General features: G+C 71.1%; 13 protein-coding genes. 5 read left to right on the forward strand and 8 right to left on the reverse strand.

Going from position 1 to position 14,590, the window contains the following annotated elements; genetic code table 11:
* Positions 1–411: 411 nt before the first annotated feature.
* From ACFZBU_RS11290 to ACFZBU_RS11300, 3 genes are all read right to left on the reverse strand, one after another.
* Complete coding sequence (locus tag ACFZBU_RS11290) at positions 412–1,416, reverse strand: tyrosinase family protein (RefSeq protein WP_391583249.1); 1,005 nt, start codon at positions 1,414–1,416, stop codon at positions 412–414.
* A gap of 1 nt (position 1,417) precedes the next feature.
* Positions 1,418–1,861, reverse strand: coding sequence for a hypothetical protein (locus tag ACFZBU_RS11295; RefSeq protein ID WP_391583250.1), 444 nt, complete (start codon positions 1,859–1,861; stop codon positions 1,418–1,420).
* A gap of 342 nt (positions 1,862–2,203) precedes the next feature.
* The gene (locus ACFZBU_RS11300; protein WP_391583251.1) at positions 2,204–2,602 is read right to left on the reverse strand and encodes a VOC family protein; all 399 of its coding nucleotides are present in this window, start codon (positions 2,600–2,602) and stop codon (positions 2,204–2,206) included.
* Between the two features lie 93 nt (positions 2,603–2,695).
* Here ACFZBU_RS11300 and ACFZBU_RS11305 point away from each other — a divergent pair, with 93 nt between their 5' ends.
* Entirely contained in the window at positions 2,696–3,685 is a 990-nt protein-coding gene (locus ACFZBU_RS11305; protein WP_391583252.1) for a helix-turn-helix transcriptional regulator, read from the forward strand.
* Between the two features lie 176 nt (positions 3,686–3,861).
* Here the strand turns inward: ACFZBU_RS11305 and ACFZBU_RS11310 are convergent, their stop codons facing one another.
* Positions 3,862–5,118 (reverse strand): arsenic transporter, encoded by a 1,257-nt coding sequence (locus ACFZBU_RS11310; protein WP_391583253.1) that lies wholly within the window; start codon positions 5,116–5,118, stop codon positions 3,862–3,864.
* A gap of 220 nt (positions 5,119–5,338) precedes the next feature.
* On the reverse strand, positions 5,339–7,018 hold the full coding sequence (locus ACFZBU_RS11315; protein WP_391583254.1) for a flavin monoamine oxidase family protein: 1,680 nt from the start codon (positions 7,016–7,018) through the stop codon (positions 5,339–5,341).
* A gap of 536 nt (positions 7,019–7,554) precedes the next feature.
* On the opposite strand from ACFZBU_RS11315, the gene ACFZBU_RS11320 reads away from it, so the two are divergent.
* From ACFZBU_RS11320 to ACFZBU_RS11330, 3 genes are all read left to right on the forward strand, one after another.
* On the forward strand, positions 7,555–8,622 hold the full coding sequence (locus ACFZBU_RS11320; RefSeq protein ID WP_391583255.1) for a hypothetical protein: 1,068 nt from the start codon (positions 7,555–7,557) through the stop codon (positions 8,620–8,622).
* Between the two features lie 92 nt (positions 8,623–8,714).
* Positions 8,715–9,032: a hypothetical protein gene (locus ACFZBU_RS11325; RefSeq protein ID WP_391583256.1), complete on the forward strand. Its 318-nt coding sequence runs from the start codon at positions 8,715–8,717 to the stop codon at positions 9,030–9,032.
* Positions 9,033–9,184: 152 nt separating this feature from the next.
* Positions 9,185–9,751, forward strand: coding sequence for a hypothetical protein (locus ACFZBU_RS11330; protein ID WP_391583257.1), 567 nt, complete (start codon positions 9,185–9,187; stop codon positions 9,749–9,751).
* 31 nt (positions 9,752–9,782) lie between these two features.
* Here ACFZBU_RS11330 and ACFZBU_RS11335 read toward each other — a convergent pair whose 3' ends face one another.
* The 3 genes from ACFZBU_RS11335 to ACFZBU_RS11345 form a co-directional block, all read right to left on the reverse strand.
* Positions 9,783–11,072: a serine hydrolase domain-containing protein gene (locus ACFZBU_RS11335; RefSeq protein ID WP_391583258.1), complete on the reverse strand. Its 1,290-nt coding sequence runs from the start codon at positions 11,070–11,072 to the stop codon at positions 9,783–9,785.
* 181 nt (positions 11,073–11,253) lie between these two features.
* Complete coding sequence (locus ACFZBU_RS11340; RefSeq protein WP_391583259.1) at positions 11,254–11,562, reverse strand: hypothetical protein; 309 nt, start codon at positions 11,560–11,562, stop codon at positions 11,254–11,256.
* Positions 11,563–11,912: 350 nt separating this feature from the next.
* Positions 11,913–13,232 carry an alpha/beta hydrolase gene (locus ACFZBU_RS11345; RefSeq protein ID WP_391583260.1) on the reverse strand — a complete coding sequence of 440 codons (1,320 nt, stop codon included), beginning with the start codon at positions 13,230–13,232 and terminating at the stop codon, positions 11,913–11,915.
* 515 nt (positions 13,233–13,747) lie between these two features.
* Between ACFZBU_RS11345 and ACFZBU_RS11350 the strand changes: the two genes are divergently transcribed.
* Positions 13,748–14,581 carry a class II glutamine amidotransferase gene (locus ACFZBU_RS11350; protein WP_391583261.1) on the forward strand — a complete coding sequence of 278 codons (834 nt, stop codon included), beginning with the start codon at positions 13,748–13,750 and terminating at the stop codon, positions 14,579–14,581.
* Positions 14,582–14,590: the final 9 nt, after the last annotated feature.

The raw sequence follows: 14,590 nt of genomic DNA on the forward strand, positions 1-14,590 counted from the left end.
CACAGCCGAGACCCCTCGACGCGCCCGCCCGAAAGACCGCTTCGTCCCCCCGGGACCGAAAAGACCCTCGATGAGGGCAGCCGAGATTCCCATCACGGAGAGTTCCGCGTCAAGACAAAATTGTCCGAATCGCAGTACATATCCGCTTCATCCGCCTTGCCGGCATATAACGATTTCCTACAACACGGTATTTTTCACTCCCGCCCGACGCCGCGATGCGCGCTCCGGTCCGATTTCGAGTCCATATGCCCTACTTCGGCTTTTTCGCGCAGCTCGATCGTGCCGAACCCACCACATCGACCGAATGTTTCCGGCCGGCGGACGGCGCGGCCCGCCTCCCTCGACACCCCTGACCGCCGCACCTTTGAGCGACGACGCCCACCGCCGCACGGGACGAGGTCGTAGCCGTACTCACGGAATGAGGTCGTAGACGTACTTGGAGGTGAAGTCGAGGCTCAGCCTCGGTGTTCCGCCCGGTGCGCCCGGGCCGAGCGGGGTCACGATCGGGTCGTCGATCCGGTGGCCCAGCAGGTCGGCCGAGGCCGTCATGGGCGGAAGGTAGTTCCGGCCGTTGTGCTGCATCCAACCTTCCCAGATCCGGTCCACGTTGCAGTGGTGGAGGTAGAAGATCGGATCGTTCGGGGACGACGCCGGGCCCATGTCGCCGCCCACCCAGCGGTGCACCTGGTTGTGCAGCCCGGTCCCGATGAAGCCTTCCAGCCGGTTGCGGAATCCGCTCGACGACGCGTCCCACGGGGCGAAGTCGTATGTGGCGAGGCTGGGATCGCCACCGAAGAGCGGCACCGTGTTGAAGGCGGCACCCACGTCACCGACGTTCGGAAGCGTGGACGACGACGCCGATCCCAGCGGAGGAAGCGCCCCCAGGCCCCGGCGCAGGCCCCGGTTCGCCTGAACGAGCTGTAGCGAGCTGTCGGTTTCGATGCGGACCCGGAAACTGTTCGGGTCGGCGGGATCGAAGACGAACGGCCCCGTGGAGATCGGATTGCCCCCGCCGCCCATCCATTCCTTCGTCCAGATCAGCCGGCCCGCCGGATCGGGCAGCGACCCGTCCAGGGACCAGTCCCAGTACGGGAGGGCGAAGCCGGAGTCGTTGACGACCCGCTGGATGTTGGCCTCCAGATAGGCCAACATGACGCGGTGCCACGGCAGGAAGACCGGTCCGCGGTGGGCCCCGTTGCGGACCATCCAGTTCCCGGTCGGCGGCACCGGAGTGGTCATGGCCCGGTGATGCCAGATCACGAACAGGTCGTACGTGTGGATCGGTGTGTCGGGGCCGGGAATCCCGAAGGCGCTCGTCCGCAGTGTCGTCGGCTCCTGCTTGAGGAGGTTGATGCCGCGGATGTACGCGTCCCGGTCGGCGAGGCTGGTGATGACGTTCTTGCGTACGATCGCCATTTCAGCCACCTCCCGGGTGATTCGACCCGTGCGCATGGCCCTCGTGGCCGTCGTGGCCGCCGTGACCTTCGCCTTCGTGTCCCCCGTGTCCCGCGTGCCCGCCGGGTCCGGTGGCCGGGTCGCCATGACCTCCCCCGGCGGGCGGGAATTCGTCCGGGAAGTACTGGATGAGCGCCTTCACGGTGTCCACGGCGGAGAGGAACTGATACGCGGGCAGGGCATGACAGTGCACCTCCCCGTTGTTCGACACCATCAGATGGGCGGCAACCGACCGATCGTCCACGGTGATCTCGTACGTGGTCTTCACGACTATCCGGTGACCGTCGAATTCCTCCTCGCGAACGCTGTCCATGGAGCCGTGCATCAGCTCGGGCACGGGCAGATCCGCGATATATCGTGCGAGAGCGGCCGGCTCGGCGGCCGCGGCCATGTCCTGGTCGTCCATGAGATTCTCTCCCGAAGCGCGGAGTTGCCTCCGGCGGAGCAACCTCATGGCTCACCGACCCGGCGGAATCCGTGGACATCGACCGCAACAACCGCCCCGCATCGGGGTCTCCCGGCAGAGCCGACAACGCACGGTCCCACGGCTCCGGGCCGAAATCCCGCAGAGCCGAAATCCCGCGGCTTCTCGTGACCGTGGGTCGCTCGATCCGGAGCGTCTGGCTATACATCCAGGAGACGCTCCCCCGGCATGCGCTGCAACTCCTGTCGCACCGGCCGCATTGGGCGTACCGCCCACGGAGGTTGGCAACGGCGAGAAGGGCACGGCGTCGGCCTGTGCCCGGCGTCAACGGGTGAACTTCGCGATGGCCGCCGGGGTTACGGGGGTGAAGAAGTTGACGAGGTTGCCGTCGGGGTCGCGGAACAGCAGCGACCGGTTGCCCCAGGGCATCGTGGTGGGCTCGTTGACGAAGTCGGTGACGAAGCCGGTCAGGTTCCGGTGAACGCGGTCCACGTCATCGACGCGGAACTCGGTGATCACGCTGTGGTTGTCCGCCGGGCGGGCAGAGCCGGGGGCGAACAGCGGGACGGTGCGGGTGCCGGCGATCGCGAGGGTGGCGTTGGGGGTCTCGAGTTCGGCGAAGTCCTCGGTGGCCCACACCGCCCGCACTCCCGTGACTCGCTCGTAGAACTCGACGAGGCGCGCGACGTCGCCGGTGATGATGCGGATCGAGACGAAGTCCATGGGTGATCTCCTTGGCTGATGGGGTCGCTGCACGTCACAGGCTAGGAGAAATAGTGGACAGAATCGGTCCTGTATTCGCAGTAGGCTGTGCACATGCCTCGACCCACCGGCCGCGTGCTGACACTCCTGGAGTTGCTGCAGTCGGGCGGCACCCGGACGGCGGCCGAACTCGCCGACCGGCTCGGCGTTGATGGGCGCACCGTGCGGCGGTATGTGGATCATCTGATCGACCTGGACGTGCCGGTGCAGTCGGTGCGCGGCCGCTACGGCGGGTACCGCCTCGCCCCCGGCTACCGTTTGCCTCCGCTCATGCTCAGCGATGACGAGGCGCTGGCCGTGCTGCTCGGCTTGGTCGCCGGTCGCCGAGCAGGATTGATGACGGCGGAGCGCACGGCGAGCGAGACGGTATCGGCCAAGATCCGGCGGGTGCTGCCCAAGCACCTCGCCCGCCGGCTCGACACACTCCTGGAATCTCTCGCCTTCACGGATCGGCCCGGTGAGTTCGCCACCCCGGACGCCGGAGTCCTGCTCACCATCGCCGATGCGGTACGCCACCGCCGACCGGTCTCGATCGTTTACACCGACCGCGACGGCCGGCGCAGCGAACGCACGCTGCACGCGTACGGGATCGTCGCCCATTCGGGCCGGTGGTACGCCACGGGCACGGACCCCGACATCGGCGAGGCCCGAACCTTCCGGCTCGATCGCATCGCGGACGCCAGGACCCTGCCCGGCTCATTCGAGGTGCCCGTGGGTCCCGACCCGGCACAGCGCGTGTTGTCGGGGTTCGCCACGGCCGAGTACCGGCATGAGGTGACCTTGCGGATCCACGGGACCGTGGAACAGATCCGCGCCCACCTTCCCGCGGGCGTCGCGAGCCTGGAGGAGCACGCGCCCACGGCGGGCGAGGACCGGGCGACCGAGCGCTGGCTGCGCGTCGAACTACGGGCGGAGCGGCTCGACTGGTTGCCCCCGGCACTCGCCTCACTCGACCGGCCGTTCGTCATCGAGCGGCCCGATGAACTGCGCGACCTCGTCATCGCGCTCGCCGATCGCCTCGCGTCCTGTGCCCGCCGAGCCTGACGGCGAGGAACCAAGGTCACGAGACGGCCAACCAGGCCGTGTCCGGCGGAACTTGGGGGCGACCGCGCGTCCGACGCCCGCCGGAGATCATCGGTCCGCGCGGGTGTCGGCAAGCCGTTGCCGCGTTGCGACACGGGCGTGCGGCCCGAGCCGATCGGCGATGGGCGTGGGTGTGGTCAGCCGCCGATGACCTGTAGCGAGATCCACAGCGCCGACACCGCCGGGAGCAGGGCGGCGGGCGTGGTGAGCAGGCCCAGTCGGGTGAATTCGCCGATGTCCACGTCGGTGTCGTGCGCGTGGAGCACGCGTCGCCACAGCAGCGTGGCCAGCGATCCGACATAGGTGAGGTTGGGGCCGATGTTCACGCCGAGGAGGACGGCGAGCACGGCACCCGGCCCCGTGGGCGCGGTGAGTGGCAGCAGAACGAGGATGGCGGGCAAATTGTTGATGAGGTTCGCCAGAACCGCCGCCAGTGCGGCCACGCCGAGCAGGGCGGGCAGGCTCGTGCCGTGGGGTATGAGGTGGCCCAGACCGGCGGCGAGGCCGTTGTCGACCACGGCGCGGACCACGATCGCCAGCGCCAGGACGAAGGCGAGGAAGGGCAGCGAGGCGGAGCGGACGATGACGCGGACGGTGGTGCGCCGTCGGGCGAGTGCGTGGGCGGCGAGCACGAGTGCCCCGGTCATCGCCGCCCAGGCGGGGTCGATTCCGACCGCGGAGGCGACGACGAACCCGATCAGAGTCGAGGCGACGGTGGCCACGGCGAACACCGGCATCTTCGAGGGCGCGCGGACGGGCCGGGCTTGGGCGCGGGCGTCCAGGTCGGCGGCGAAGAATCGGCGGAAGACGGCGTACTCGATACCGATGGCCACGAGCCAGGGCAGGGTCATCACCGCGGCGAAGCGGGTGAAACTCAGGCCGCAGGCCGTGAACGCCAGCAGATTGGTCAGGTTGGACACGGGCAGGAGCAGCGACGCCGTGTTCGACAGGTGCGCGCAGGCGTACACGTGTGGTTTCGGCCGTATACCCAGGCGGGTGGTGGTGGCGAAGACGACCGGAGTGAGAAGCACGACGGTGGCGTCCAGGCTCAGCACCGCGGTGGTCACGGACGCCAGGGCGAAGGTGCGCACCAGCAGCCGTCGCGGCCGCCCCGCGGCGGTCCGGGCCATCCATGCCCCGCAGGCGAGGAACAGACCCTCGTCGTCGCACAGTCGGGCCAGGACCAGTACACCCGCCAGGAAGCCGATCACCGGGCCCAGCCGCAGCGCTTCCTCGTGGGCGTGATCCGGCGAGATCGCCCCCGCGACGAGGACCAGGCCGGCCGCCGGGAGCGCGACGACCGCCTCCGGCCATCCGCGCGGACGGACGACCGCACAGACCAGCACCGTCACCAGCAGGCCGATCGAACCGACCTCCGCGAACGACGTGCTCAAAACCCACCCCATCGGACGACCGCACGACGGTTCGTCGAGACGGACGGCCCACCCGCGCCCCCGCGATGTCGACCTTCGCCGACGACCCTATCGAAGTCGACGCGTACAGCTGCGAGGGGCGCGGCGGTCGTGGCGGTCGCACACCGGGCGGTCGGCGTCGGGCGCGTTCGCTCGAAGCCGGGCGCGGCCGATCGGCCGCGCCCGGCTTCGGCCGTCCGGGTCAGGCCGAGCCCAGAACCTCCCGCGCGGCGCGCTCGCCCTCGGTCGCGCCGCCTTCCATGAAGCCCTGGAAGTCGTAGGACGTGTGCTCGCCGGAGATGTGCACGTTGCCCTGCCGGGTCCCCTCGTAACCGGCGTAGCGGTGCAGGTAGCCGACCGGCCAGTACGAGTAGGCGCCCCACGAGTACGGGTTGTTGGTCCACGACGACAGCTGGGCCCTACCGGTCCACTGGGCCTTCGTGCCGGGGAAGAGGTTGTCGATCTGCCCCAGGTAGGTGCGCGCCAGGTTCGCGACGTAGGCGTCCTGCTCGGCGGTATTGAACGGGCCGGCCGGGGTGAGACCGGAGGCCTTGGTGCCGCCGCCGTACTGGATCAGCACGCCCTTGGTGCCCGGCTGGCCCTTGGTGGTGTCCCAGGTCTGCTGGAACGGCAGGTCGGTGAAGGAGTCCCCGGCCGCCACGCCCGGCCAGGGTCCGAGGCCGTTGCCGCCGACGCCCAGCCAGGTGCGCTTGGTGAACTGCATGTTGAGTTTGGAGACGTGGCCCATGCGGGAGTCGCGGAGCAGGTTCGTCATCATCGGGTCGAAGCCGGCCCGGGTCAGGTCCAGGCCTTTCAGGATCGGCAGCGGCACGGCCAGGATCGTATGGTCGGCCGTCACCGTCGTCGTCGTGCCGTCGGTGTCGAAGGTGAGGGTCTGGGTGCCGTCGCTGTTCGCCCGCACGGCGACCAGCCTGTGTCCCATCCGCACCGTGCCGGACGGCAGCGCCGCCGCGATGGCGAGCGGGACCTGGTCGTTGCCGCCGACCACGTGGTAGCGCTCGTTGGAGCCGCCCCAGATGTTGAAGTGCCCCGGGTTGGACTGCCAGCCGAGCATGCAGACGGCGGCGTAGGCGGACTGGTCGACGGTCTCCGCGCCGTACTCGACGTTGTAGGCCACGTCGAGGAATTGGCCGAGCGTGGACGAGGAGCCGCCCGGGGTCCGGGAGTCGATCCAGTCCCGCAGGTTCATGTTCGAGATCGCGGTGCCGGTGGCGGTGGTCCGATTCCACGTGACGTCGCCGCATTCCTGGTAGTCCCGGCGGACGGCCTGGTACATCGCCTTGAAGTCCTCGTCGGCCTGCGCACGCGGATAGTAGGCGTTGTCGAACCACAGGGTCTCGGTGGCGCCGTTCGGCCCGGAGCCGGCGAAGTCCACGGTGGCCAGCCCGAATCGGCGGCACAGTTCGAGCATCTTCTTGTGCCCGGTGTCGATCAGCTCGCCACCGATCTCCGAGGTCTGGCCGCCGCCCCAGTAGGTCTTCTGCGAGTACATCCGGCCGCCCACCCGGGTGGGATTCGCCTCGTACACGGTGGACTTCACCCCGGCGTCGGCCAGGGTCAGCGCCGCCGTCAGCCCGGCGATGCCCGCGCCGACGATGACCACCCGGCCCGGGTTCACCGGAGGTCTCGGCGCGGTCTCGGCGGCGAACGCCGACCGGGACAACCCGGCGCCGGCCAGGCCCAGGCCGATGCCCACGACTCCGGCGCGCTTGATCAACGTACGCCGGCTCGGCCCGGTGGGGTCGGCGGTGGCCTCGTCACGGATGTCCCGGTACTCCCCGACCGGCATACGCAGGACCGCGGCGGCTCGGTGGTCGGCGGCCGTGCGCTGCAGCGCGGCCATGGCAGGGGTACGGCTCATTGTGGCGCTCCTTGGAAAGCGGTCGATTCCGTGCCGGGAGGAGAGGGGGAAGGGATATGCACACGACGAAGCCCCGGGAAGTACGCAGAGCCGGAAGGAGTACGCGGTGCCCGGGGCCTGGGGTGGGGAGGGATCCGACGGGCCGTCAGCTTCCCGCCGAATCGAGACCTCCCACAACCGACAATGAGTCAGGACATCGGCCGAGGGAGCGACACTGTGTCCGTTGCCTCGGGGGGCCGGGAAGCGGGACCGGATCGTCGGGTGGTCGATGTCGGCGCTTGCTGTCGGCGGGTCGATCGTCGTGCGGCCGGCGATCCGGTCGTCGGACCGGCCCTGTGCGGCCGCGGCGACGTCCTCGCGTTCGCTGTCGGTGAGTTCGTCCGACTCCGTGGCGGGACCCGGCTGGAGCGGCCCGGTGAGGTACCGGTCGATCGGCTGGGGGACGCGGCGTCGACGCGTGATGGTGGACGATTTCGGGCAGCGGTGTCCTGCGCGCGGCCGGCTGGTGCCCGGTCGGCGGGGAGGAGGTGGCGACGATGGCACGCCGCGCCGGGTCCGGCTCCGATGACCGCGCCGACGCGGAGGGCTTCGACGAGATCGCCGACGCGCTGTATACGCTGCCGCCGTCCGAGTTCACCGCCGCACGCGACACCCGGGCCGCCCGGGCCCGCCGAGACGGGGACCGCAGCCTCGCCACCCGGATCAAGGCCCTGCGCCGCCCCACCCTCGCCGCCTGGGCGAGCAACGCGCTGGTACGCGCTCGGCCGGACGACGTACGCGACCTGCTCGGGCTCGGCGAGGAACTGCGCCGGGCGCACCGGGACCTCGACGGGACACGGTTGCGGGCGCTGTCCGCTCGGCATCGCACGCTGACGACGGACCTTGCCCGGCAGGCCGCCGCGCTGGCGGGGAAGACCGGGCAGCCGCTGAGCGAGCAGGCCATGCAGGAGGTCCGCAGCACTCTCCAGGCCGCCTTCGCCGACCCGGAGGCCGCTGCGACATGGGCGTCCGGTCGGCTCGCCCACCCCCTCAGCCCACCCGCGTTCCCTTCCGCCGCGACCGGCACGGCGGCCCCCGCCGCCGAATCCGGCTCCGGCACACGGCGGCGGGCCGGTTCGGCTCCGAAACCGACGCCGGCCCAACCGACCCAACCGGCCCAACCGGCCGAATCAACCGACGCGGAGCAGGCGCGGGCTCGTCGTGAAGCCCGCGACCGGGCCGCCGCGGCCCGTCGGGGCGCCGAGGAAGCCGCAGCGGCCGTCGCCGCCGCGGAAGCGGCTCTCGAACAGACCCGCTCCCACTCCCACGACGCGCGGACGCGAAAGCAGCAGGCCCACGAGCACCTCGCGGAGCTGCGCCGCGAGGTCGCGGAGGCGGAACAGGCCGAACACGCCGCCGCCGAGGACGAACAACGCGCCCGCGACCGGGCCGAGGAAGCCGAACGCGGCCTGGCCGACGCCCGCCGCCACGCCCGGAAGGCCGCCGCGCACGCCGACCGCCTCGCCGACCGAGCCGACGGCGGCCGCACCGGAACCGCCGGCACCGCCGGCCGAGCGCCGACCGAAGACCGAACCCGGGGTCGTCGTTCCCGCGGCCGACGGTAGCGATCGGCCACACGGCACGGCCGCTGCTCCACCCGCTCAACCCCCACCGATCCCAACGGGCCTGCGCAGCACCGCTGTTCGCGGCGGTCCAGGTGTGTGTCCACCACGCCGGATGCCTGACCACGCCGGCCGAGTGCGCGGCCGACAGCACCGGGCCCACGGATCGGACCCGCCTGACCGATGTCCTCCTCCGCATCGAACACACCGCATCGCATCGTGCACTCCACCCGGACCCCGGGCGCCACTTCCCCACCGCACGGCCTCCGAGCACTCCCACCACGGCCGCACTGTCGCGGCTCGCCGACGAGCCGGTCCTCGCCGAGGACCGCCCCACCCCGGCCCACCGCCTCCTCCTGCATGCGGAACGCCTCGACAGCGCACTGCGCGAGCTGATCGTCTCGGCCACCTGAACGGCAGCACTTCCGGTAGGGAGGCCGGCGCGGCGCTCGCGGGCGCGGCGCCGGGTCCTCCTTCGGGTTGATCACGGGTCGGCTTGTCGGCGTAGTCGTCACCGTCCACGGACCGACGACTCGTCCCGTCCGGATCCGCGAGTCTGGGCCGCATGAACCACACGATCAACAACCCCGGCCCGCAGGCGACTTCCCCGGGCACCGCGCGACCCGTGCCGGGCTGGGCGGAGAACCTCGCGCACCTGATCCCGCTGCTTGCGCTGCCCGTGTGCCTGTGGCGTCTGCCGATCGCCTTCGGCTACCGGATGGGGATGGACGAGCCGGGCTCGCAGTGGTCGCTGTGGCTCACCATCCCCTACGTCTTCGGGCTCAGCGTGCTCACCGAGGGGGTCGCGCTGCTGTACTTCGGCCTGGTCCGCGGATGGGGCGAGGTGGTGCCCGACCGGGTTCCGGTGCTGGGCGGTAGGCGAATCCCGCCGTTCGCGGTGATCGTGCCCGCTTCGCTCGGCGCGCTCGTCTTCACCGCGCTGCTGGTCGACTGGGTGGTCACCACGTTCGGTGTCGCGGGCGCGTCGAACGTCGACTTCACCAACGGGTGGTGGGAGGGGCTCGCGACGGTGGTCAGCGGCCTGTTCGTGTTGTGGGGTCCGTTGATGTTCGTGCAGATTCGCGGCTACCACGTGCGCCGCTGCCGGCCTGCCGCGCCGGCGCGGGGCTGACGACGGCGACGCCCGGGCGCCCGCGGCCCCGTCAGGTCGCGGTCGCCGCGACGAGCGCGAGGGTGAGTTCCCGGTCTTGTTCTTCGAGATTCCAATCACCTTCCCGCACAACGCTGTTGGTGACCCAGAAGACCATGACGCGGTCGGCCGGGCGGATCAGGAAGCGGGCGTAGGACCAGTCGTTCCCGCCGTCGTGCGTGACGATCGTGCCGGGCGTGCCGGGCGTGCCGGGCGTGCCGGGCGTGCCGGGCGTGCCGGGCGTGCCGGGCGTGCCGGGCAGGATGCTCCAGCCGTAGCCGTAGAACTGTTCCCCGTCGGGGCTTTCGGGCACATGCGGAGTGAACATCTTCGCCTTGGCGGCGGCGGGCAGGATCGATTCGCCGTCGAGTGCGCGGTACCAGCGGTACATGTCGCGCGCGGTGGAGAGCAGGCCGCCGTTGCCGCGCAGGTTCCAGTACGGGCCGTCCGGTGCCCAGGGGTGGTCCGGCGGAGTGCCGTGCCCACGACCGGCGGAGTCGTACTCGACGGCCACGTCGTCGCGGCGCGTGTCGGCCAAGCGGTAGCCGGTGCGGGTCATCCCGGCCGGGGCGAACAGGTTCCGGGTGAGGAACTCGGAGTAGGTCGTCCCGGATGCCTTCTCGACGATGGCGGCCAACAGCGAGTAGCCGACGTTGGAGTACGCGAAGGTGCCGCCCGGCGCCGACTCCAACGGCGCCGCGAGCGCGCGGGCGAGCATGTCGTCGCGGCTCAGCGGTTCGTAGTCGTCGCCGAGGCCCTCGGGCAGGCCCGAGGTGTGGGTGAGCAGGTGGTGCACGGTGATGCCGCGCTTGTCGTCGGGCACCGGTCCCAGGTGGGTGCCGATCGGATCCGTCACCCGCAGCACACCGGTCGTCTCCAACTTCAGGATCGCCGCGGCGGTGAAGGACTTGGTGATCGAACCGATGTCGAAGACGGTGTCACAGCCGGCGTCGACGCCCGATTCCCGGTTCGCCCGGCCGCGGCCCTGGCAGCCGACGAGTTCGCCGTCTCGCGCGGTGGTGATCGCCCCTCCCGCGCCGGACGGCCAGTGTTCGTCCAGGTACGCGGCGACGGCGGCCGCCCGTGCGGACATCGGTGCGCCGGCCGTGACGGTGACCGGCCCCGTCGGCGTTGCGCCCACCCCGGCTGCGGCCGTTCCGGCCGGCCTGCTCGCACTCGCGGATGCCGCGGGCGGCCCGTCGTCGTCCTTGCCACCCGAGCAGCCCGCCAGCACCAGCGCCGCGGCCGAAGCCCCGGCCAGGAACGCGAACCGACGTCGACGCACACGTGAGATCCGTGCCATGGCGTTTCCCCCGAAGTCCGGACGCGGACGTCCCGCGTCGTCTCCGCAACGCTAGGAGTCCGCGCACCGAGCGTCGTCCCACGCCGGAGCCAACTTCCGTTCCCCGCCCGGGGGGAGAGAACCCCGTACGAATCCCCCGGACGAGGGGTCGAAGCCGGACCACGACATCCGACGTCGGCGGTTACCGGTTCAAGGCCGCGTCGGTCCCGCCTCGGCGGGCCTCGCGCCGGCCCGCGTAGCGTTCCTTGCGGTTGGCCGCCCTGGCCATCTGCTGCCGTTCCTTGACGCAGGCGCGTACGGTGCACCCCGAACAGCACGTGCGGCCGGACAGCAGCATGCCGGGGTCTTCCCATCGGCAGCGGGTGTCCGAGTTCTCCCCCGTGGGGTGGGGCGGCAGGTCACAGGCGCCGTAGCGGTGGTCGTGGACCGGCCGGGGGTGGTGTTCCGCGTGGCGCACCCACAGCGGCTTCGTCCTGTCCGTGCGGGACATCTCGTTCCTTTCGGAACCGCCGCCCGGGCTCCCGGACCTTCCGGGCGGGCGGCCGGATTCGCCATTTCACGGCGACGCCCTCCTTCCTTCGTTCTCGGTCCACGGCGGCCGGTCGGGGGTTTCCCCGCGCACGCACCGCGGCAACCACGGTTCCGCCGGCCCGGACGGCCGACGGCGCGCCGCCCGGGGTCCCGTGGCGAACCGCCATCGACTGTAGACCGGGCCGAGCGCGCGGCGGAATCGCTTATCGGGTGCCCGACCGCCCCGACCGCCACCGACATCCCGCAGCCGGGACCGGAAGCGGCCGGGGCCTGCCGGGCCGTTCCCGGTCGGGCCGCCGTCCCGTGTGCTCAGCCGGCCGCGACCGGCCGACGCACCTGGGCATCGACCACGTCGGCCGGCACCCCCGGCGGGCGTCGCGTGCCGGCCAGGATCGGGTCGAAGGTGGTCTCACCGCGGAGGTAGCGACGGAAGAACGCCGAGGCGTACGCGGACGTGAGGTTGCGTTGGGTGGGCTCGGTCAGCCGGACCTGGTCGAGATTGCGGCCGTCCTGGGACAGGCAGGTACCGGGCTTGCTGCCGGGTGTCGCGTCGTCTTCCGCGCTGACCTGGCCGCTGCTCGGCGACCACTGGGTGTTGAAGAAGGCGTGGTTGGCGCCGCTCACGGTGAACTTGTGGATCGGGACGGTGTTGCGCCCGCTGTTCCATTCGAAGTACCCGCCGCCCCTCACCGCGTCGCAGGTGCCCCACATCACCGCGAACGGGGTGCGGGTGACCGGCTCCTCGTCCCAGTTGGCGGTCGGCGCCAGGGCGAACACGCCCTTCACCGTCACACCCGCCGGCCAGTCGCCCCGGCGGAGGTCGGCGGCCTGCTGCATGGCCCCGCCGCCGCCCATCGAGTGGCCCACCGTACCGACGTTGGTCAGGTCCACCCGGCCGCGGAAGTCGACCCGGCTGGGCCGACCGTCGCGCGGATCGGTGAAGCGGTGCGCGAGTTCGCCGCCACCGGTCGCGGACAGCTGCTGCCACATGGCCAGATGCCGATTGAGCAGGGCGGCTCGCGCGTGGTACACCGTCGGGGCCTGTCCGAACGACGTCGCGTTGATGCCGTTGGCACCGATCGACACCACCACGAAGCCTTGCGCGGCCAAGTCCCGTGCGAGGTAGTCGTATCCGTTCTTGCTGGAGATCTGCTCGACCCCGGGCGCACACGGCCAGCCACGCAGCCTGTCGCCGGCGACGTCGGCCAGCTTCTGCTGCCGTTCGGCCTCTACGGTGTCACCGGCGGCAACGGCGGCATCCCGGGCCTTGATCGCCGCCGCGAAGGCAACGGAGGCCGGGCGATCGGCGCAGGTGTCCCACAGGCCGTGCTGGATCATCACCAGCGGGAAGCGGCCGCGCGCCAGGTCGGTCGGGTAATGCACCACCCCGGCCAGCTCGTTCGCCCCCTCGTACTGGCCGGCCTCGACCGGCGGCGGCACGAACACCCGGTCGCCGAGGTTGTACTGCACCGACGCGACCCGGTGCGAACCGGCCGGCACCCCACCCGACGCCTCCGCCGCATCGGCGGGCGCCGGCACCACGAGCAGCGCGGCAACGCCCGCTGCGGCCAGGCACGTTCGGGCCCAACCACTCCCGATCGATGCCCGCCGGAAGTCCCGAATCCTCATGCATGCCTCCATGTCTCCCGTGCACCGGCGATCTCGACAACCCCGGTGATCTCAAAGACATACGGAGCGGGGAAACGAAGGGTTGCACCGAACGTCGAACACCCCGTGGGCAGCTCTCACGGCGGACACGGGCGCCGAGGCCGGGCTCGTTCGCCCCGCCGATCGCAGCGCCGGCGATCGCCGACCCCAGGCCCCTCCCCCTTCCGTATCGGCCTCCGCCCGGGTGCGGCCACCGGCAGGGATGCCTATGGTCGATAGGAGGGACGTGGAGCCCGTGGGCGGCACGGACGGACACGACGTCGATGCGCGTGCGTGGCCGAGGTGGGTGCGGAGCGCCCCGTCCGCGCATCCCCGAGAATCCGGGCGTTCTCGATCGCCGCGGCAGGGACGACCCCGGAGGCCGGGAAACCGCACGCTGTGCTCGTGGCCCGTTCGGGCGGCGCGGCGCGGCCCGGCCCCGAGCGCAGACCCGAATATCGCGCGGCGCAGACCCGAAGACCGGGAGGCGATAGCCGATGTGCCGTTGGCTTGCTTACGTGGGAACACCCGTCCTGCTCGACACCATCCTCTACAAACCGGCGCACTCCCTGATCGATCAGAGCCTGCACTCGCGGTTGGGCGTCGAGACGACCAACGGCGACGGGTTCGGTGTCGGCTGGTACACGCCCGACGTCGACGCCCCGGCACTCGTTCGGGACATCGGGCCGGCCTGGAGCAATCGCAACCTCCGGGAGATTGCCGACCACGTCCGTTCCGGCCTGTTCTTCGCGCACATCCGCGCTTCGACGGGCACCGCGGTGCAACAGAGCAACTGTCACCCGTTCCGGCACGGGAATTGGATGTGGATGCACAACGGCGCCATCGCCGACTTCCACCGCATCAAGCGAGATCTGACCCTGGCCGTCGACCCGGGGCTCTTCCCCGACATCGAGGGTGCGACGGACTCCGAACTCATGTTCTTCCTGGCGCTGACCCTCGGCCTGGAGCAGGACCCCCCGGGCGCCGTCGCACGGATGGCCGGCCTGGTGGAGGACACCGGTCGGCGGCACGGTGTGGAGTTCCCGCTGCAGATGACGATCGCGTTGACCGACGGAGCACGATTGTGGGCATTCCGCTACTCCAGCCGGAAGGACTCCCGCTCGCTCTTCTACAGCACCAGGGTGGACACACTGCGAGCGCTCCACCCCGATGTGGCATTCCTGCGCGACGTCTCCGACGAGACCCGCCTCGTCGTGTCGGAGCCCCTCGGTGACCTTCCCGGCGCCTGGAACGAGGTCCCCGAAAGCAGCTACGGCGTCGTGCAACCCGGAGGCGACGAGATGCACCCCTTCGCCCCGCTGCCCGGGTAGCGTCCACCG

The sequence above is a fragment of the Embleya sp. NPDC008237 genome (genome assembly GCF_042956465.1).
GTDB lineage: Bacteria > Actinomycetota > Actinomycetes > Streptomycetales > Streptomycetaceae > Embleya.